This is a genomic window from Variovorax ureilyticus, assembly GCF_050632185.1.
Lineage (GTDB): Bacteria > Pseudomonadota > Gammaproteobacteria > Burkholderiales > Burkholderiaceae_C > Variovorax > Variovorax ureilyticus_A.
The window spans coordinates 770251-788435 of record NZ_CP192579.1; the positions used below are offsets into that span (position 1 = coordinate 770251).

The following is an 18185-nucleotide window of genomic DNA, read 5'->3' on the forward strand; positions in this document are numbered from 1 at the left end:
GCCCGCGATGAAACTCGCGAGTGCGAGAGACCAGGTACACGACTGCGTGGTGCGGGGCTTACGCCACGGCGGCGGATGGCACGGAGTCGGCCGGCAGCACCGCGCGCAATCGCGTGCCCTGCCCCGGCTTCGATGTGACGGTGAGCCGGCCCTTGGCTGCCTCGACGCGATGGCGCATGCCCGCGAGGCCGTGGCTCGAAGGCCGGTTGCGCTGCGGGTCGAAGCCCTTGCCGTTGTCCGTCACTTCGACGACGACGTGATTGCCGTAGTTCTTCATGGCGATGCCGACCTCGGTCGCTTGCGCGTACTTGCCGATGTTCGTCAGGCCCTCCTGCACCATCCGGTAGACCGTGAGCTGGTTCGCCTCGTTCAGCGTCACCGGTTCGAGCTCCATCTCGATCCCGATGTTCGAGTGCTCCGAGAATTCGCGGCCCAGGATTTCCAGCGATGCGACCAGCCCCAGGTTGGAGAGCGACGAAGGCCGCAAGTCCTCGATGATGCGGCGCTTGAGCGCGATGCCGCTGTTGAGAAGGTCGTTGAGGTGTTGAAGCCGCTGGATCGCGTCCGGCGAATCGGTCATCCGCGACTTCAGCCGCGCGACATCGAGCTTGGCCGCCGTGAGCAGGGAGCCCAGCTCGTCGTGCAGCTCGCGCGCGAGAAAGCCGCGCTCGGTCTCGCGCACCTGCTGCAGGTGGGTCGCGAGCTCGGCGAGCGTTGCGGTGCGCTCGCGCACTTCGTCTTCCAGCGCATTGCGCTCGCTTTCGAGGGCTTGCTGCTGCTGCTCTCCTGCCTGGCGCAATGCGTGCGTCTGTCGCAGGTAGAGGTAGAACGCGACGAGCGCCGCGATCGCGATGATCGCGATGCCAAGGCGTGCGAAGTGCAATGACTTCACGACCTGCAGTTGTCCGCGCGTGAACTCGTCGCTGCTGATGGCAACGAGGTCTCCGACCTCGTTGCGGATGGCATCCATCTCCTCGCGGCCGACGTCGGTCGTGATGAGGATCTTCCAGGCATCCTCGTTGCCGCTCTGCCGCAGGCGTACGCTCATGTCCATCTCGGCCAGCTTCTTCGAGACGTGCTTTGCGAGCTGATTCAACTGCGCGAGCTGGATCGGTCGATTGGCATAGAGAAGCTGGAGTGCGGCAAGGTGACCATCGACCTGCCTGACCGCGGCGTCATAGGGCTCGCGATAGCGGGGCTCACCTGTCAGCAGATAGCCGCGCTGGCCCGTCTCTGCATCGAGGATGTTCTGAAGCATGAGGTTGAGCACCACGCGCGCACGCTGCGCGTCGCTCACCTCCGTGAGGGCTTGGCGGGACTGGTGATAGCCGGCTTCGTTGATGCCCACGAGCACGAGGGCCGCGAGGGTCGCCAGCGTGAGGCTCAGCGCCATCTTCGGAAAAGCTAGCCAGCGCATGGGGTCTCCGGGCGATGCCCAAAAATCAAATTCGGGAATAATCGAAACGGGCCAGGGACCGACATGTTGCGACGCAAGAAGCCGCGATTCAACAGTGAAGGTAGCAGATGATCAAGATTGGAATTGTGGACGACCATGCCATCGTTCGCTCCGGCTTGCGCAATTTCTTTTCCGAGCATGTCGATCTGCGCGTGGTGGGTGAGGCCGCGAGCGGACGCGAGGCGATCGAGCTCGTTCGCACGACTGAACTCGATGTGCTCGTGATGGACCTCTCCATGCCCGGTCAGAGCGGCATCGATGCGCTTGCGATGATCCGCGCAAAGGCGCCCGATGTCGGGATTCTCATCCTCAGCGGCTATCCCGAAGAGCACTACGCGATGAACCTCATCCGCCAGGGGGCGAGCGGGTACCTCAACAAGGAGTGCGATCCGATCGAGATCGTGAATGCGATCCGCACCATCTCGCTGGGCCGTCGCTACATCACACCGGCCGTGGCAGAGCTGCTCGCTCGCCAGCTCGATCGCAAGGATGACGCCGCGCCGCACGAACAGCTCTCCGAGCGCGAGTTCCAGGTGTTCCTCAAATTGGCGAAGGGCGAGACCGCGGGCGACATTGCGAAGACCTTGTCTCTGTCGGTGAAGACCGTGAGTACGTATCGCACACGGTTGATGGAGAAGATGAATCTCTCCTCCAACAGCGATCTCACCTACTACGCGCTGAAGAACAAGCTGATCGACTGAAGCTGCTGCTTGTGGGGCGGTCAGGTTCCGCTGGCCGTCTGCCGCAGCGTGGCGGCCTGTGCGATGCAGAAGTCGATGAGTCCGTCGATCTCGTTCGATTTGTCGAAGACCGCATCGACGCCGAACTGTGCGCAGCGTTTGCGGATGTCCGGCGTCGCATAGTTGCTCAACACCACGACCTTCTGATCGGGGCGGCGCGACATGCAGGCCTGGAGGACGCCCAGGCCGCTCCCCTGCTTGAGGAAGAGGTCCACGATGGCGAGCTCCCACTCGTCGCTGTTTTCGCTCAGCCACCGGACCGCCTCGGCTTCCGTCTCTGCGAAGCCGATTGTCGAAATGCACGTGAGCTCCTCCAGGGTGCCGACGAGATTCTCTCGGATCGTGACGTTGTCTTCGACGATGTAGGTTTTCAATCTGGGGTCCATGAGAACCGCTCGCCCCCTCGGCGGGCTTGGCGAAGAGGCTTGCCTCCAAGGAAAGCTATCGTTTCAGATGCTACGGATCATTAGGGCCCGATGATGCAGGGAACCGCGTCCAGCCGCTGTAGGCTTGTTCTTACGACGGTTGCGGTCCGTCCTCGCAGCGCTTGAAATGACCGCCCATCGGTCAGGTGGCGGGGCGATGTCCGCACACGCTGCATCCCGGATCGCGTGCGACACGGAGGCTGTCGAAAGCCGATCGCCGGCCATCGAACATCAGGAGACTGCCTGCAAGAGAGGGACCGATCCCTGCCAGCAGCTTCAGGACCTCGTTGGCCTGCAGGGTCCCGATGGTCCCGACCACCGGCGCGAACACGCCGAGCACGGCGCATCGCGTTTCTTCGAAGTCGGCGTCGGGCGGGAAGATGCAGGCATAGCAGGGCGATGCCGGATCGCGCGTGTCGTAGACGCTCAACTGCCCGTCGAAGCGGATGGCCGCGCCAGCGACCAGGGGCTTCGCATGGATCACGCACGCGCGATTGACCGCATGCCGCGTCTGGAAGTTGTCGCTGCAATCGACCACCACGTCGGCTTCGGCGACCCGCCTGGACAGCAGCTCGTCGTCGGCGCGCAGCTTGACGGCTTCGATGGAGATGTCCGGGTTGATGGCGCGCATCGCTTCCGCGGCCGAATCGACCTTGGACATGCCCACGCGCGCGGTGGTGTGTGCGATCTGCCGCTGGAGGTTGGTCAGGTCGAGCTCGTCATGGTCGACGAGCGTGATGCGGCCGACACCGGCAGCCGCGAGATAGAGCACGACCGGCGAGCCCAGCCCGCCGGCACCGATGACCAGCGCGTGCGCCGCACTCACGCGCGCCTGGCCATCGATGCCGAATTCTTCGAGCAGGATGTGGCGCGAGTAGCGCAGGAGGTGTTCGTCTTCCATGCGCCGCGCACGACGCCCGGTGGCCGCGGCGCGATGCCGGGCCGCCCGAGGGTCAGTTTTCCTTCTTCTCTTCCTTGTTGTCGACGATCACCTGCGTCTTGCTCACGAGCACCGGCTGGCCCTTGAGCCGGTTGAGCGCCTGGACAAGCGGGAAGTCCTTGTCGGCGCCGAACTCCGGCACCTTGCGATCCTGCGGCGGCTTCTTGGCCTCGTCCTCGAGGCGCTTGCGCGCTTCGTCACGTGCCTTTTCGCGCTCGGGGTCCTTCACCTCGGGGCCCTGGCCGCTGGCCGGTGCTTCTCGAGGTCGGCCTCGCGCATGCGCAGGGCCGCGTAAGGGCTGCCCTCGGCGCTTTCGTCCACCAGGACGTTCGGAACGATCCCCTTGGCCTGGATCGAGGTGCCGCTGGGCGTGTAGTAACGCGCCGTCGTGATTTTCAGGCCGGTGTCGGGGCCCAGGGGACGGACCGTCTGGACCGAGCCCTTGCCGAAGGTCTGGCTCCCCATGATGGTCGCGCGCTTGTGGTCCTGCAGCGCGCCGGCGACGATTTCGCTGGCGGAGGCGGACCCCTCGTTGACGAGCACGACCAGAGGCACGGTCTTGAGTGCGGGCGGCAGGCCGCGCAGCGGGTCGCTGCCGGCGCGGCGCTGATAGAACTCGGGCGCGGCCTTGTAGACGGCCTTGCTTTCGGCGAGCTGCCCGTCCGTCGACACGACGGTCACGTTCTCGGGCAGGAACGCGGCGGAAATCGCAACCGCGGCGTCGAGCAGGCCGCCCGGGTCGTTGCGCAGATCGAGCACCAGGCCCTTGAGATTCGGCTCCTGCTTGTAGATTTCCTCGACCTTCTTGACGAAATCGTCGACGGTCCGCTCCTGGAATTGCGACAGGCGGATCCAGGCGTAACCTGGCTCCATGACCTTGCCGCGCACCGATTGCGTGCGGATTTCCTCGCGCGTGATGGTGACCGGGAAGGTCCGGTTCTCGTCCTTGCGGTAGATCGTCAGCAGCACCTTGGTGTTGGCTTCGCCCCGCATGCGCTTGACCGCCTCGTTGAGCGTGAGGCCGCGCACGGCGGTGTCGTCGATCTTGGTGATCAGGTCGTTCGGCTTCAGGCCGGCGCGGAACGCCGGGGAGCCCTCGATCGGGGACACGACTTTGACCAGGCCGTCCTCCTGCGAAATCTCGATGCCCACGCCGACGAAGCGGCCGGTGGTGCCTTCGCGAAATTCCTTGAACGACTTCTTGTCGAAGTACTGCGAATGCGGATCGAGCCCGGCGACCATGCCGGAGATGGCATCCGAGATGAGCTTTTTCTCATCGACCGGCTCGACGTAGTCGGTCTTGACCATGCCGAAAACCGCGGCGAGTTGCTGCAGTTCCTCCAGCGGCAGGGGGGCCAGCGAACCGCGTGCGACGGTCTGCAATGACACCGTGGTCAGCGCGCCTGCAACGGCGCCCGCGGCAATCCAGCCGCCAATTTTCAGTTTCTGGCCCATGTGTAAGAGTCCTTGTCGCCTGTCAATTCAATATACACAGCTTGGAAGCTACTTGTCTGCCCGGGTTCCGTGAATGACTCGAACTCTGGAGGACTTTGCTCAACCTTTTTGCCTTGCGCAGCGACCGCGGCGGCTGCCTTCTCGGCGGCTTCCGCGTCGCCAAGGTAGTAGTGGCGCAGCGGCTTCAGATCATCGTCCAGTTCGTAGACCAGAGGAATTCCGTTGGGAATATTGAGGCCCACGATGGCGTCGTCGGAAATCCCGTCCAGATACTTGACCAGGGCGCGGATGGAATTGCCGTGCGCCGCGACGACCAGCCGGCGGCCGGCGCGAATCGCGGGCGCCATGGACTCGTTCCAGAAGGGCAGCACGCGCGCGACGGTGTCCTTGAGGCACTCGGTCAGCGGGATCTGTTCCGGCGGCAGCTTGGCGTAGCGGATGTCGGTGCGTTCGCTCCGGGGGTCGTTCGACTCCAGCGGCGGCGGCGGCGTGCCGTAGCTGCGGCGCCAGATCAGGACCTGCTCGTCGCCGTATTTCCTGGCGGTTTCCGCCTTGTCGAGGCCCTGGAGGGCGCCGTAGTGGCGCTCGTTCAGGCGCCAGGAATGCACGACCGGCAGCCAGGTGCGATCGAGTTCGTCGAGCGTGTGCCACAGGGTGCGGGTGGCACGCTTGAGGACGCTGGTGTAGGCCACGTCGAAGTCGTAGCCCTCCGCCTTGAGCAGGCGGCCGGCCTGCTTGGCCTGTTCGACGCCGGTGGCGGTCAAATCGACATCGGTCCAGCCGGTGAAGCGGTTTTCGAGATTCCAGGTCGATTCGCCGTGGCGGATCAATACCAGTTTGTGCATGGGGGAGGCCTTTGGGAACGCGGTCGTAAACCCGACATTCTAAAATCCGGGGTTTGCCACTCAAGGAACACCGTGAAATTCATCGTCGACAACTGGATGCTCATCCTGATCGCACTGGCCTCGGGGGGCATGCTCTTCTGGCCGATGCTGCGCGGGGCCAGCGGCGGCTCGCTGACGGCGCAAGGGGCGGTGCAGTTGATCAATCGCGAGCGTGCCGTGGTGGTCGATGTCCGGGAGCCGGAGGAGTTTGCGGCCGGCCATGTCACCGGCGCCAAGAACGTGCCGCTCAATGAGTTGGAACAGAAGCTCCCCAGCGCGGTGAAGAACAAATCGTTGCCTTTGTTGCTGATTTGTGCCAGTGGCGCACGCGCGCAACGCGCCGTGGCGACGGCGAAGAAGCTCGGCTACGAGCAAGCCCAAGCGGTCTCCGGCGGACTCAAGTCGTGGAAAGAAGCTAACCTTCCGGTTGAAAAGGCCTGAACTTTCCTGACTTACGACCCATGCAAGCCGTCAAGATGTACACCACCGCCGTTTGCCCCTACTGCATTCGCGCGAAGCAAATCCTCAAGTCCAAAGGCGTGGAGCAGATCGAAGAGATCCGCATCGACAGCGACCCTCAGGCGCGCGCCACGATGATGGATGTCACCCGGCGCCGCACGGTGCCGCAGATCTTCATCGGCGAGACGCACGTCGGTGGCTGCGACGACCTGATCGCGCTCGATGGTCGCGGCGGCTTGGTGCCACTGCTCCAAGGCGCCTGAAGCGTCGTTTCCACGGGCGATAATCGGCCCGCTACATCCAGAAGCCCGCTCTGGGGATTTCCCAGGCGGGCCTTGTTTTGACCCTAGAAAGTTCAGCCATGGCCGACCAGCAAGCACAAGATCCCGTCTTTCAGATCCAGCGCGTCTACCTGAAGGATCTCTCGCTCGAACAACCCAATTCGCCGGCCATCCTGCTCGAGCAGCAGCAGCCCACGGTCGATATCCAGCTCGGCGTCGACGCTCAGCCGGTGGCTGACGGCATCTTCGAGATCACCGTCTCGGCCACCGTGCAGACCAAGATCGGCGAAAAGACGGTGTTCCTGGTCGAGGCCAAGCAGGCCGGCATCTTCGAGATCCGCAACCTGCCCGAAGACCAGATGGGCCCGATCCTCGGCATCGCCTGCCCGCAGATCGTCTATCCCTACCTGCGCGGCAACGTCGCCGACGTGATCCAGCGCGGCGGCTTCCCACCGGTGCACTTGGCCGAAATCAACTTCCAGGCGATGTTCGAGCAGCAGCAGGCGCAGGCCGCCGCCAATCAGGCCTCGCCGATCATCACGCAGTAATCCGTACCGCCCGCCGCCGCTGATGAAAATCTGCGTCCTCGGCGCCGGCGCCTGGGGGACGGCGCTGGCGGTCAATGCTTCGAGCCGTCACGCGGTCACGCTCTGGGCCCGTGACGCCGCTCAGGCGCAAGCCATGTCAGCGGCGCGCGAGAACGCGCGCTACCTGCCGGGTATTGCGCTTCCTCCCTCCATCACCCTTGCGTCCGGCGATGCGCTCGCCGCGGCGAAAGCTGCCGATCTCGTCATCGTGGCAACGCCGATGGCGGCGTTGCGCGAACAGCTCGGCATGCTCGCCGGGTTGTCGTCCCCTGTCGCCTGGCTTTCCAAAGGGGTCGAACCGGCGCTCGCCGGGGTCGGCGGGGAAGGCTTGCTGGCCCACGAAATTCAGGCCCAGGTCGCGCCGCGGCTCGCCGCCGGCGTGCTGAGCGGGCCGAGCTTCGCGCAGGAAGTGGCACAGGCCCGTCCCACGGCACTGGTGGCGGCCAGTCGACGCGCCGATGTACGGAAAGCGCTGGTGGAGGCGTTCCATGGTCCCGCCCTGAGGGTCTATGCGAATGACGACATCGTCGGTGTCGAAGTCGGCGGTGCGGTCAAGAACGTCCTCGCCATCGCGACCGGGCTGGCCGACGGGCTCTCTCTGGGGCTCAATGCCCGGGCGGCGCTCATCACGCGCGGCCTCGCCGAAATGACACGATTCGGCGTGGCGCTCGGCGCGCGTCCCGAGACCTTCATGGGCCTTTCCGGCTTGGGCGATCTGGTCCTGACCGCCACCGGCGATCTGTCACGCAACCGCAAGGTGGGGCTTCTGCTGGCACAGGGCCATACGCTGTCGCAAGCGGTCGATTCGCTCGGCCACGTGGCCGAAGGCGTCTATTGCGCGCGCACCGTGGTGCAACGCGCGCGGCATCTGGGCGTCGAGATGCCGATTTCGGCCGGCGTGGTGGCGGTGCTCGACGGCCGGGTGCGCCCGGCGGATGCAGTCGCCGAACTCATGGCGCGCGAGCCCGGCAGCGAATCCGGCTGAGCCCGGACGGACCGCGCTCAGGCCGGCGTATAGGCCAGCCGCACGTAGATCGGCGCGAAGGCTTCGGCCTGCGTGATGTCGATCAGCGTTTCCTTGGCGAGTTCGAGCATCGCGATGAAGGTGACGATCATCACCGGCGTGCCCCGCGACATATCGAAGAGCTTCTCGAACTCGACGAACTGCCGACCCTGCAACTGACGCAGCACGATGCTCATGTGTTCGCGCACGCTCAGTTCCTCGCGCGAAATCTTGTGGTGCTGCACCAGCTTCGCGCGCTTGAGGATGTCGGCCCAGGCTTCGCGCAGGTCGACGACGTTGACGTCCGGAAAGCGCGGCTTCAGCGATTGCTCGATGTAGACCTGCGCCTTCCAGAAATCGCGCCCGGCCTGCGGCAGGGCGCTCAGCGCGGCGGCCTGCAGCTTGGTCTGCTCGTATTCGAGCAGCCGGCGGACGAGCTCGGCGCGCGGGTCTTCGGCTTCCTCGCCGTCGGCCGTCTTCTTGGGCGGCAGCAGCATCCGCGACTTGATCTCGATGAGCATCGCGGCCATCAGCAGGTACTCGGCGGCGAGCTCGAGATTGGATTGGCGGATTTCGTCGACGTAGCTGAGGTACTGCCGAGTCAGCCCTGCCATCGGGATGTCGAGGATGTTGAAGTTCTGCTTGCGGATGAGATACAGCAGCAGGTCGAGCGGCCCCTCGAAGGCTTCCAGGAAGACCTTCAGCGCGTCGGGCGGAATGTAGAGGTCGTTCGGCAGCGCGAACAGCGGCTCGCCGTACAGGCGGGCGAGCGCGACCTGGTCGATCACATCGGGCATCGGCGGCACCACGGCGGCGCCGTCCTCCGCTGTGACCACGTCCTGTGCCGAAAGGGCGTGCTCGTCCGCTTCAGCGCCGTCGCCCTGGCGGCGGGTGCCGGTACCCGGTACGGCGCGGATGGTCACTTACTTGGCTTGGGTCTGGTAGACGTAGGGCTGCTGCGGGACCCGGCCTTCGCTGAATTCTTCCTGCAGGCTGGGGTCGAGGTGCTTGTCCCACAGCAGAGCGCGTCCGGCGCGCTGCTCGGCTTCGAGCGTCGGTTTCTTTTCCTTCATCTCTTCGATGAAGTTGGTGATCTCGGAGGTGTAGTGCGGGCGGGCGAAGATGGGCATGGCGATTGAACCTTTGGCGCAGGATTTTACCGGGTGGATTCCGCATTGAAGCCCGCCGCGGCATGCGCTAGCGTGGCGGCTCCCAAACACCGAGGAGCCTGTCGATGAAACGCCGATCCACGCTATTCCTTGCTTCGACGATCGCTGCCGCCGCGCTGGTGGCCGCCTGTGCGACTGGTGGCTCGTCCGCACCGAAGAACAAGATGAGCTTCTTCATCACCAGCGCCAATCCGGGCAAGGGAGGCGACTTCGGTGGTCTCGCGGGCGCCGATCGCTATTGCCAGAGTCTTGCCGAAAGCGTCGGCGCCGGCGGCCGCACCGGCGTGCGTACCTGAGCACGACCGCGACGGCCGGAAGTCCGGCGGTGAACGCCCGCGATCGCATCGGCAACGGGCCGTGGGTCAATGTGAAAGGCGTGACGATCGCCAACAACCTCGACGATCTGCATGGCACCAACAACATCGACAAGCAGACCGGGCTGACGGAAAAGGGCGAGATCGTCAGCGCGAGTGGGGACCCCGTCAACAATCACGACATCCTGACCGGCTCGATGCCGGACGGGCGCGCTTCCACCGACACCAGCAAGGACACGACCTGCGGCAACTGGACCCGAAGCGGCGAGGGCTCCGCCATCGTCGGCCATCACAACCGCATGGGCACGAACGCGCCGCCGGCGTCGATGTCGTGGAACTCCTCGCACGCCACCCGGGGCTGCAGCCTGGAAGGGTTCAGGAGTACCGGCGGCGCGGGCCTCATGTATTGCTTCGCGGCGAACTGATTTCGACGGCTAGACTGATCGTCCCGTGCAATTGACTGGGACGGTATGCAGCCATCGACAATCCGCCGCGGCATCACGCCGTTTCTGCTTCTGACGACCATGTTCTGGCTTTTCGGCTGTGACTCGAAGCGCATCAGCGAACTGGAGGAGGGCGTTTCCACCGAGGCCGACGTCCGCGCGCGCTTCGGCGAGCCCGAGAACGTCTGGGACACGCCGGCCGGCCGCGTTTTCGAATACAACCGCCAGCCGCAGGGCCAGAAGAACTACATGATCACGATCGGCCCCGACGGCAAGATGAGCGCGCTGCGGCAGGTGCTCACGCCGGAGAACTTCGCCAAGGTCTCGCCCGGCATGCCGGTGGAGGATGTGCGCCGGCTGCTCGGCAAGCCCGCCAGGCGCACGCCGTACCCGCTCAAGAGCCAGACCGAATGGGAATGGCGCTGGGTCCAGCCGCTGAATTCGCCGATGGTGTTCACTGCCGCGGTCGACGACGCGCAGCGCGTCGTCAGCGCCGGCTCGTCGCCCGACCGCGGCGTGGAGGCGCCTTAGCCTTCGTGCCCGTCCGCGTGCGGCATGCCTTCGGGGGCGGGGTCATGGGCGCTTTTGTGGATGCGCCCTTGTGGCGAATACGCTAGTTCGAGTCGCCGGGCAGCGCCGCATCGGCGGCTGCGCCCACCGCCTTGCCGGCGATGCGCGCGGTACCGATCGCGGCATCGGCCGCAAGGCCGACGGCGCCGGCGCCCACGCTGACGGCCGTGCTCGTGACGGTGACTGCGGCGCTCGCGACGGCGCATCCGCCCAACACGACGGAACATGCGAGCGCAACCAGCAGAACGAGCCGCCGCATCATCAACGGACCCTCATGCCGGGGATGGCGCCCGGCCAGGGTTCGACCACGTAGATGCCCGGTGTGGCCTTCTCGTCCGCGTGGCTGGCGGCCAGCACCATGCCTTCGGAGACGCCGAACTTCATCTTGCGCGGTGCCAGGTTGGCGACCATGACGGTGAGCTTGCCCACGAGCTGCTCGGGCTGGTAGACCGAGGCGATGCCGGAGAAGACATTGCGTGTCCTGCCTTCGCCCACATCGAGCGTGAGATGCAGCAGCTTGGTCGAGCCCTCGACCTTCTGGCATTGCACGATCTTCGCGATGCGCAGGTCGATCTTCGCGAAGTCGTCGATGGTGATCGTCGGCGCGATGCCTTCACCGCCGGGCAGCTCCGTTGCTTCGGCAGGTGCCGCGGCCGGTTCGGGCGCTTCGAAAAGCTGGTCGAGCTGTTTGGCATCGACGCGCTGCATCAGGTGCTTATAGTCGTTGATCGCATGGCCCGCGCCGAGCAGCTTGCCGGCATCCGCGGACACCAGCGGCGCGGTGCCAAGGAAAGTCTCGACCTGCACGGCAAGCGCCGGCAGCACGGGCTTCAGATAGATCGTCAGCAGGCGGAAGGCCTCGATGCAGGCGGTGCACACATCGTGCAGGCGCGCATCCATGCCTTCCTTCTTCGCGAGTTCCCAGGGCTTGTTCTGGTCGACGTACTCGTTGACCTTGTCGGCCAGCGCCATGATCTCGCGCAGTGCGCGTGCGTAGTCGCGGGTGTCGTAGAGCGTCTGCATCGAAGCCGAAGCCGCCTGCAGCGCCGACAGCAGCGCGGTGCCGTCCGCCGCCACCGCGCCCAGCTTGCCGCCGAAGCGCTTGGCGATGAAGCCCGCCGCGCGGCTCGCGATGTTGATGTACTTGCCGATCAGGTCCGCGTTCACCCGCGCGATGAAGTCGTCGGGGTTGAAGTCGACGTCTTCCACCTTCGCATTGAGCTTGGCCGCGATGTAGTAGCGCAGCCACTCGGGGTTCATGCCGATCGAGAGGTACTTGAGCGGATCGATGCCGGTACCCCGGCTCTTGCTCATCTTCTCGCCCGACACCGTGATGAAGCCGTGCACGTTGACCTGGCTCGGCGTCTTGCGGCCGCTGAACTTCAGCATCGCGGGCCAGAACAGCGTGTGGAAGTAGACGATGTCCTTGCCGATGAAGTGCACCTGCTCGACGGAGGGATCGGCCACGAAGTCGTCGAAGCTCTGCGCGGTACGCGAGGGCGCGTGCCAGTGGTGGGCCGCCCGGCCCTTGTCGAAGTGGTTCTTCAGGCTCGCGAGATAGCCGACCGGCGCGTCGAGCCACACGTAGAAGTACTTGCCGGGCGCGTCGGGGATCTCGATGCCGAAGTACGGCGCCTCGCGCGAGATGTCCCAGTCGGCCATGCCGGCCTCGAACCACTCGCCGGCCTTGCGCGCCATCTCGGGCTGGAGCTTGCCGTCCTGCGTCCAGGCCTTCAGGAAATCGACCACCTGCGGGTCGGAGAGCTTGAAGAAGAAGTGCTCCGAGCTGCGCAGCTCGGGCGTGGCGCCGGTCAGCGTCGAGTAGGGGTTGATGAGTTCGGTCGGCGAATAGACGCTGCTGCAGACCTCGCAGGCGTCGCCGTACTGGTCCTTGGCGTGGCACACCGGACATTCGCCCTTGATGTAGCGGTCGGGCAGGAACATGCCCTTGACCGGGTCGTAGAACTGTTCGATGGTGCGGGTGGCGATCATGCCGCTGTCCCGGAGCTTCCTGTAGATGCCCTGGGCAAGCTCGGTGTTCTCCACGCTGTCGGTCGAGTGCCAGTTGTCGAAACGGATGTGGAAGCCGTCGAGGTATTCCTTGCGGCCCACGGCGATCTCGCCGACGAATTCCTGCGGCGTCTTGCCGGCCTTTTCGGCCGCGATCATGATCGGCGCCCCGTGCGCGTCGTCGGCACCCACGAAGTGCACCATGTGCCCCTGCATGCGCTGGAAGCGCACCCAGATGTCGGCCTGGATGTATTCCATGATGTGGCCGACGTGGAACTTGCCGTTGGCGTAGGGCAGGGCGGTGGTGACGAAGAGTTTGCGCTGGGACATCGCGTGGTGCGCTTTCGGGGAGATCAGAAAACGTGCTGGCTCGAGGGGCGGCGGCAGCCGCCGGGGCCAGCGGGAGGACACGCATTTTAGGTGCCGGGGCTATAGTCGTCCCGCCAACCGGAGTTCCGACGTGATCACCGCCTACGAAATCACCCTTGCCCGGGCGGCCGATGCCGGGGCGATCGCGGAGCTGTCCCGCGACAGCATCGAGCGGGGTCTTTCGTGGCGCTGGACCGAACGCCGCGTATTGCGCGCCATCCGCAGCGAGGAGACCAACGTGGCCGTGGCGCGGCGGGACGGCATGCTCCTCGGATTCGGGATCATGCAGTACGGGGACGACGAGGCGCACATCGCGCTCTTCGCCGTGCGCGCCCAGCAACGACGCTCGGGCGTGGGTTCCGCACTCCTGGCATGGCTCGAAACCACCGCCGCCGTGGCGGGCATGCGCGCGATTCGGCTCGAGGCGCGGATCGGCAACGCGACGGCCAAGGCCTTCTATCGGCGGCACGGCTTCACGGAATATGCGTCCAGCCCGGGCTACTACGAGGACGTCGAGGACGCGGTGCGGATGGTCAAGCGTCTCGGCATGGCGCCCTGAGGCCGTCCGGCAAGGCTTCGTTGCGCTTCCAGCCGAAGAACCTGCGGATCGCGTGGCGCTGCTCCATCGCATCCGACCGCCCGAGCGCGATCAGCTCGCGCGTGAAGGCTTTCTCGAACAGCAGGTAGCTCGCGAGCGCTGCGCCCTTGAGCTCTTCGGCGGCACGCGGCATCGAGGGCTCGCCGAGCAGGCTGCGCACGGCCGGGGGCAGCGCGTGTGCGTGCCGCGCGGCGATGAGGTCCACGCGCTGCGATGGCGCGATCAGCAACAGCTCGACGTGCCGCAGCGCGGTACGTGCGCGCGCTTCGAGCGGGATCAGCGACAGGGTCTGGTTGATGCGGCGCAGGCGTTCGACGTCCGCGGTCAGCGAATCCAGGAAGATGCTCGAGAGCGTATGGCCGGCGATCTGCGCCAGCGACGGATAGCCGCTGAGCGCATTCGGCGCCAGCGCCTCCTGCGGCTCCTGGATGCGGCCGGAGCCGATCGCGAGGACGCGCCGCGCGCCCAGGTGGATGGCCGCCGACAGCGGCGCGGACTGCCGCATCGACCCGTCGCCGAAGTACTCCACGTGCGCGCCCATGTCGAGCGCCCTCGCCGGGAACACGAATGGAATGGCCGACGAAGCGAGCAGATGGTCGTAGGTGATGCGCACAGGCACCGCCATGCGCTTGGACCGGACCCACGGTTGCTGGTGCGGGCCGGCCTGATAGAAGGTCACGTGCTCGCCCGACCCGTAGCTCGATGCGGTTACCGCCAGGGCATCGAGATGGCCCTTCGCCATCAGATCGTCCAGCCGATCCAGCGGCACCATCTGCTCCAGCAGCTGGCGCAGCGGTGAGTTGTCGAGCAGCGAGCGCAGGCCGCTGCGCCGCCATCTGGCGATCAGCCAGCCCGCCGAAAGCAGGCGGGCCCACGGCGCGTCGCTGCGCACCACGCTCAGCGCGTCGGCGCGGTAGACCTGGCCGGGCCCGAGGCCGGACCAGGCGCGCCCGATCATCCGCACCGTGGCCTCGAAGTCGTCGGCCCCGCAGGCGAGTGCCGCGGCATTGATCGCGCCCGCCGAGGTGCCGGTGATGATCTGGAAGGGATTGCTGCGCGGCCGCTCGCCGGCGCTGCGCCGCAGCCTGCCGATCGCCTGCAGCACGCCGACCTGGTAGGCCGCGCGCGCACCGCCGCCGGTCAGGACCAGACCGGTCGGCGAGGTTTCGGCGCTGGGTGGATCGTTCGGGACGGAAGGCATGCGCTGGGCGCAAGCGTACCCCGTCTCGGCGGATCAGGATTCGATCTGGGTGGCGGGATCGTCCGCCAGCGCCTTTTCCACCACCTCGCGCGACAGCGTCGGCGCAAACGATTCGATGAAGGTATGCACATAGCCGCGCAGATAGCTTCCGCGCCGCACCGCGAGCTTGGTCAGGTGGATGCCGAACAGCGCGCCCGCGTCGAGTGCCTGCAATTGCGTGTCGCGCTCGGCCTCGTAGGCGATGCCGGCGACGATGCCCACGCCCATGCCCAGTTGCGCGTAGGTCTTGATGACGTCCGCGTCCATCGCGGTCAGCACGATATGGGGCGCGAGGCCGCGTTCCTCGAAGGCCTTGTCGATGCGCGTACGTCCGGTGAAACCGGTGTCGTAGGTGATCAGCGGATGCTTCGCGAGTGCCTCCAGCGTCAGCGGTTCGTCGAGCAGCGCATGTCCCTGCGGCACCACCACCGAGTGCGTCCAGCGGTAGCACGGCAGCGCGACGAGCTGCGGGTAGTCGCCGAGCGCCTCGGTCGCGATGCCGACGTCGACCTCGCCGTCGAGCAGCATCTGTGCGATCTGCTTCGGCGAGCCCTGGTGCAGATGCAGCTTCACGTCGGGAAACTGCGCCCGGAAATCCTGCACCGCCACCGGCAGCGCGTAGCGCGCCTGGGAGTGCGTGGCCGCGATCGAGAGCAGCCCGGTCTGCCGCGCGACGAACTCCTGGCCCGCGAGCTTCAGGTTCGAGCTTTCCATCAGCATGCGCTCGATGATCGGCAGGACATGGCCGCCGGGCTCGGTGAGCCCGGTGAGGCGCTTGCCGGCGCGCACGAAGAGCTCGATGCCCAGCTCTTCCTCGAGCTCGCGGATCTGCCGGCTCACGCCGGGCTGGGAGGTGTGAAGCTGATGCGCGACTTCGGTCAGGTTGAAGCCGCAGCGCACGGCCTCGCGCACCGAGCGCAGTTGTTGGAAATTCATGGCGGTTTTCATTGTCCGCAGCGGCGAGCCGATCGAGAACGAACGAATCGTTGGTTCCAAATGGCGAAATGATCTTTGGCCTCCATGGGCAAGCGCCGCGCGGCCGGGGCGCCTGGCGCCGTCGCACTAGACTAGCCGCCATTCAGGAGTTACCCAGATGGCAGTTACACAAGAAGCGCTCGCAAGCGCGCTCCAGGCGGTCCAGGACCCCAACACCGGCAAGGATTTCGTCAGCACCAAGGCGTTGAAGAACGTCCAGATCCACGGTGGCGACGTCGCCTTCGACATCGAGCTCGGCTACCCGGCCAAGAGCCAGGTGCCCGGGATCCGCAAGGCACTCGTGGCGGCCGCGAAGGCGGTGCCGGGCGTGGAGAACGTCTCGGTCAACGTGACCACGAGAGTGATCAGCCATGCGGTTCAGCGCGGCGTGCAGCTGATGCCCAACGTGAAGAACATCATCGCGGTCGCATCGGGCAAGGGGGCGTCGGCAAGAGCACCACCGCGGCCAATCTCGCGCTGGCACTCGCTGCCGAGGGCGCGAAGGTGGGGCTCCTCGATGCCGACATCTACGGTCCGAGCCAGCCGATGATGCTCGGCATTGACCGCCGCCCCGAAAGCGAGGACGGCAAGACCATGGAGCCGCTGGAAAACCACGGCGTGCAGGTCATGTCGATCGGCTTCCTCGTCGACCAGGACGAAGCCATGATCTGGCGCGGCCCGATGGCCACGCAGGCGCTGGAACAGCTCCTGCGCCAGACCAACTGGAAGGACCTCGACTACCTCATCGTCGACATGCCGCCCGGCACCGGCGACATCCAGCTCACGCTCTCGCAGCGTGTGCCGATGACGGGCGCGGTGATCGTTACCACGCCGCAGGACATCGCGCTGCTCGACGCGAAGAAGGGCATCAAGATGTTCGAGAAGGTCGGCGTGCCGATCCTCGGCATCGTCGAGAACATGGCGGTGCACGTGTGCTCGAACTGCGGCCATGTCGAGCACATCTTCGGTGCCGAAGGCGGCAAGAAGATGGCCGAGCAGTACAAGATGGAGTACCTCGGCGCGCTGCCGCTGGACATCAATATCCGGCTGCAGGCCGACAGCGGCAAGCCGACGGTGGTGGCCGACCCCGACGGCGAGGTGGCCGGCCTCTACAAGGCGGTCGCGCGACGGGTCGCGGTGGGCATCGCCGAGAAGGCCAAGGACTTCTCGGCCAAGTTCCCGACGATCACGATCAGCAAGAACACCTGAGGCCGGCAGCGCTCGCATGAACCTGCTCGCCTCGATGCGCTACCTCGTCGCGCTCGACGAGCATCGCCACTTCGGCCGCGCCGCGCAGGCCTGCCACATCACGCAGCCGGCGCTGTCGAATGCGCTGCGCGCGCTGGAGGCCGAATACGGCGTGGTGATCGTGCGGCGAGGCCGCACCTACGTCGGGCTCACGCACGAAGGCGAACTCGTGCTGGCGACCGCGCAGCGCATGCTGCGCGAAAGCGAGGTGCTGCAGCAGGAGCTGCGCAGCGAGGAGGGCAAGCCCTGCGGCCACCTGCGCATGGCGGCGGTGCCCACGGCCATCCCGGTGCTGGCGCGCTTTGCGGCGATGCTGCAGCAGCGGCATCCGGGCATCGTGCCGTCGGTGCTCACGATGAGCTCGCAGCAGCTCGAGACCGGCCTCGAAACCCTTTCGCTCGATCTGGCGCTGGGCTACATCGAGCGCATGCACCTTCGGGACGTGAAGCTCGATGCCCGGCCGCAGACCGTCGAGCACTATTTCCTGCTGCGCCGCGCCGGGCGGCCGGCGGCGGACATGCTGCGCATCGGCAAGCCGACCACCTGGGCCGAGGTGGCCGAGTTGCCGCTGTGCCTGCTCACGCCGGACATGCACAACCGCGACATCATCGACCAGGCTTTCCGTGCGAGCGGAAACACGGTGGCGCCGGCCATCGAGACGAACTCGGTGCTGACGCTGGTGCTCGGCGTGGTCGCAGGCAATGTCTGCAGCGTGCTGCCGGGCGCGATGGTCGCGGCGGTGCGCAACCATCGCGAGCTCGAAGCGCTGCCGCTCGTCGAGCCCCATGTGAAGACGCCCATCGGCTTCATGACGCAGCAGGGCGTGCGGCCTTCGCGTGCGCTGGAGGCGGCGCTGGCGCTCTTGCAGACGCCACAGTGGCGCGAGCAGGTCGAGCAGCACAGCGGCGCGCTGGGCGCCTGATGCCCGGCTGAACCTGGTCAGGCCGGCCCCCGAGGCCGGCTTTGTCACGTCCATTTATTTATTGAATCGCCCTATGTATTGAATCTATTTGACGATT

The 18185-nt window shown here is 66.0% G+C and carries 17 protein-coding genes and 4 pseudogenes; 10 read left to right on the forward strand and 11 right to left on the reverse strand.

Annotated elements, in window-relative coordinates; translation table 11 throughout:
* Positions 1–58: 58 nt before the first annotated feature.
* Positions 59–1417, reverse strand: coding sequence for a CHASE3 domain-containing protein (locus tag ACQ858_RS03685; protein ID WP_431275463.1), 1359 nt, complete (start codon positions 1415–1417; stop codon positions 59–61).
* 107 nt (positions 1418–1524) lie between these two features.
* Here ACQ858_RS03685 and ACQ858_RS03690 point away from each other — a divergent pair, with 107 nt between their 5' ends.
* Entirely contained in the window at positions 1525–2157 is a 633-nt protein-coding gene (locus tag ACQ858_RS03690) for a response regulator (RefSeq protein ID WP_431275464.1), read from the forward strand.
* 20 nt (positions 2158–2177) lie between these two features.
* On the opposite strand, the gene ACQ858_RS03695 is transcribed toward ACQ858_RS03690, so the two are convergent.
* From ACQ858_RS03695 to gpmA, 4 genes and pseudogenes are all read right to left on the reverse strand, one after another.
* Complete coding sequence (locus tag ACQ858_RS03695; protein ID WP_431275465.1) at positions 2178–2582, reverse strand: response regulator; 405 nt, start codon at positions 2580–2582, stop codon at positions 2178–2180.
* 181 nt (positions 2583–2763) lie between these two features.
* Positions 2764–3522 (reverse strand): HesA/MoeB/ThiF family protein, encoded by a 759-nt coding sequence (locus ACQ858_RS03700; RefSeq protein WP_431275466.1) that lies wholly within the window; start codon positions 3520–3522, stop codon positions 2764–2766.
* 52 nt (positions 3523–3574) lie between these two features.
* Positions 3575–5016 (reverse strand): annotated as a pseudogene (locus ACQ858_RS03705) (S41 family peptidase).
* A gap of 107 nt (positions 5017–5123) precedes the next feature.
* Positions 5124–5861, reverse strand: a pseudogene (gpmA, locus tag ACQ858_RS03710) (2,3-diphosphoglycerate-dependent phosphoglycerate mutase); the annotation flags it as partial.
* 72 nt (positions 5862–5933) lie between these two features.
* On the opposite strand from gpmA, the gene ACQ858_RS03715 reads away from it, so the two are divergent.
* From ACQ858_RS03715 to ACQ858_RS03730, 4 genes are all read left to right on the forward strand, one after another.
* Positions 5934–6341, forward strand: a complete 408-nt coding sequence (locus ACQ858_RS03715; protein ID WP_431275467.1) for a rhodanese-like domain-containing protein — start codon at positions 5934–5936, stop codon at positions 6339–6341.
* A 20-nt stretch (positions 6342–6361) separates the two neighbouring features.
* On the forward strand, positions 6362–6622 hold the full coding sequence (gene grxC / locus ACQ858_RS03720; protein WP_431275468.1) for a glutaredoxin 3: 261 nt from the start codon (positions 6362–6364) through the stop codon (positions 6620–6622).
* 98 nt (positions 6623–6720) lie between these two features.
* The gene (gene secB, locus ACQ858_RS03725; RefSeq protein WP_431275469.1) at positions 6721–7188 is read left to right on the forward strand and encodes a protein-export chaperone SecB; all 468 of its coding nucleotides are present in this window, start codon (positions 6721–6723) and stop codon (positions 7186–7188) included.
* Positions 7189–7210: 22 nt separating this feature from the next.
* Positions 7211–8212 (forward strand): NAD(P)H-dependent glycerol-3-phosphate dehydrogenase, encoded by a 1002-nt coding sequence (locus ACQ858_RS03730; RefSeq protein ID WP_431275470.1) that lies wholly within the window; start codon positions 7211–7213, stop codon positions 8210–8212.
* A gap of 17 nt (positions 8213–8229) precedes the next feature.
* On the opposite strand, the gene ACQ858_RS03735 is transcribed toward ACQ858_RS03730, so the two are convergent.
* Positions 8230–9027 carry a segregation and condensation protein A gene (locus ACQ858_RS03735; RefSeq protein ID WP_431276778.1) on the reverse strand — a complete coding sequence of 266 codons (798 nt, stop codon included), beginning with the start codon at positions 9025–9027 and terminating at the stop codon, positions 8230–8232.
* A gap of 126 nt (positions 9028–9153) precedes the next feature.
* The gene (locus ACQ858_RS03740) at positions 9154–9360 is read right to left on the reverse strand and encodes a DUF3460 family protein (protein ID WP_088955972.1); all 207 of its coding nucleotides are present in this window, start codon (positions 9358–9360) and stop codon (positions 9154–9156) included.
* 104 nt (positions 9361–9464) lie between these two features.
* On the opposite strand from ACQ858_RS03740, the pseudogene ACQ858_RS03745 reads away from it, so the two are divergent.
* Positions 9465–10138, forward strand: a pseudogene (locus ACQ858_RS03745) (hypothetical protein).
* A 99-nt stretch (positions 10139–10237) separates the two neighbouring features.
* Entirely contained in the window at positions 10238–10687 is a 450-nt protein-coding gene (locus ACQ858_RS03750) for an outer membrane protein assembly factor BamE (protein WP_431275471.1), read from the forward strand.
* Positions 10688–10769: 82 nt separating this feature from the next.
* Here the strand turns inward: ACQ858_RS03750 and ACQ858_RS03755 are convergent, their stop codons facing one another.
* Together ACQ858_RS03755 and metG are read right to left on the reverse strand one after the other, a co-directional pair.
* Positions 10770–10988 carry a hypothetical protein gene (locus ACQ858_RS03755; RefSeq protein WP_431275472.1) on the reverse strand — a complete coding sequence of 73 codons (219 nt, stop codon included), beginning with the start codon at positions 10986–10988 and terminating at the stop codon, positions 10770–10772.
* The gene (metG, locus tag ACQ858_RS03760) at positions 10988–13066 is read right to left on the reverse strand and encodes a methionine--tRNA ligase (protein WP_431275473.1); all 2079 of its coding nucleotides are present in this window, start codon (positions 13064–13066) and stop codon (positions 10988–10990) included. Before metG ends, ACQ858_RS03755 begins: the two co-directional genes overlap by 1 nt.
* Before the next feature lie 130 nt (positions 13067–13196).
* On the opposite strand from metG, the gene ACQ858_RS03765 reads away from it, so the two are divergent.
* Complete coding sequence (locus tag ACQ858_RS03765; RefSeq protein ID WP_431275474.1) at positions 13197–13664, forward strand: GNAT family N-acetyltransferase; 468 nt, start codon at positions 13197–13199, stop codon at positions 13662–13664.
* On the opposite strand, the gene ACQ858_RS03770 is transcribed toward ACQ858_RS03765, so the two are convergent.
* Entirely contained in the window at positions 13639–14904 is a 1266-nt protein-coding gene (locus tag ACQ858_RS03770) for a patatin-like phospholipase family protein (RefSeq protein ID WP_431275475.1), read from the reverse strand. The two genes, ACQ858_RS03765 and ACQ858_RS03770, sit on opposite strands and share 26 nt — an antisense overlap.
* Before the next feature lie 33 nt (positions 14905–14937).
* Positions 14938–15879 carry a CysB family HTH-type transcriptional regulator gene (locus tag ACQ858_RS03775; protein ID WP_431275476.1) on the reverse strand — a complete coding sequence of 314 codons (942 nt, stop codon included), beginning with the start codon at positions 15877–15879 and terminating at the stop codon, positions 14938–14940.
* Between the two features lie 157 nt (positions 15880–16036).
* Here ACQ858_RS03775 and apbC point away from each other — a divergent pair.
* Together apbC and ACQ858_RS03785 are read left to right on the forward strand one after the other, a co-directional pair.
* Positions 16037–17127, forward strand: a pseudogene (apbC, locus tag ACQ858_RS03780) (iron-sulfur cluster carrier protein ApbC).
* A 16-nt stretch (positions 17128–17143) separates the two neighbouring features.
* Entirely contained in the window at positions 17144–18088 is a 945-nt protein-coding gene (locus ACQ858_RS03785) for a LysR substrate-binding domain-containing protein (protein WP_431275477.1), read from the forward strand.
* Positions 18089–18185 lie beyond the last annotated feature (97 nt).

What these genes read in the sequence shown, in the direction of transcription:
- ACQ858_RS03685 (WP_431275463.1), bottom strand. Translation starts at nt 1,417, where the DNA reads ATGCGCTGGCTAGCTTTTCCGAAGATGGCGCTGAGCCTCACGCTGGCG.
- ACQ858_RS03690 (WP_431275464.1), top strand. Translation starts at nt 1,525, where the DNA reads ATGATCAAGATTGGAATTGTGGACGACCATGCCATCGTTCGCTCCGGC.
- ACQ858_RS03695 (WP_431275465.1), bottom strand. Translation starts at nt 2,582, where the DNA reads ATGGACCCCAGATTGAAAACCTACATCGTCGAAGACAACGTCACGATC.
- ACQ858_RS03700 (WP_431275466.1), bottom strand. Translation starts at nt 3,522, where the DNA reads ATGGAAGACGAACACCTCCTGCGCTACTCGCGCCACATCCTGCTCGAA.
- grxC (WP_431275468.1), top strand. Translation starts at nt 6,362, where the DNA reads ATGCAAGCCGTCAAGATGTACACCACCGCCGTTTGCCCCTACTGCATT.
- secB (WP_431275469.1), top strand. Translation starts at nt 6,721, where the DNA reads ATGGCCGACCAGCAAGCACAAGATCCCGTCTTTCAGATCCAGCGCGTC.
- ACQ858_RS03730 (WP_431275470.1), top strand. Translation starts at nt 7,211, where the DNA reads ATGAAAATCTGCGTCCTCGGCGCCGGCGCCTGGGGGACGGCGCTGGCG.
- ACQ858_RS03735 (WP_431276778.1), bottom strand. Translation starts at nt 9,027, where the DNA reads ATGCCCGATGTGATCGACCAGGTCGCGCTCGCCCGCCTGTACGGCGAG.
- ACQ858_RS03740 (WP_088955972.1), bottom strand. Translation starts at nt 9,360, where the DNA reads ATGCCCATCTTCGCCCGCCCGCACTACACCTCCGAGATCACCAACTTC.
- ACQ858_RS03750 (WP_431275471.1), top strand. Translation starts at nt 10,238, where the DNA reads ATGTTCTGGCTTTTCGGCTGTGACTCGAAGCGCATCAGCGAACTGGAG.
- ACQ858_RS03755 (WP_431275472.1), bottom strand. Translation starts at nt 10,988, where the DNA reads ATGATGCGGCGGCTCGTTCTGCTGGTTGCGCTCGCATGTTCCGTCGTG.
- metG (WP_431275473.1), bottom strand. Translation starts at nt 13,066, where the DNA reads ATGTCCCAGCGCAAACTCTTCGTCACCACCGCCCTGCCCTACGCCAAC.
- ACQ858_RS03770 (WP_431275475.1), bottom strand. Translation starts at nt 14,904, where the DNA reads ATGCCTTCCGTCCCGAACGATCCACCCAGCGCCGAAACCTCGCCGACC.
- ACQ858_RS03775 (WP_431275476.1), bottom strand. Translation starts at nt 15,879, where the DNA reads ATGAATTTCCAACAACTGCGCTCGGTGCGCGAGGCCGTGCGCTGCGGC.
- ACQ858_RS03785 (WP_431275477.1), top strand. Translation starts at nt 17,144, where the DNA reads ATGAACCTGCTCGCCTCGATGCGCTACCTCGTCGCGCTCGACGAGCAT.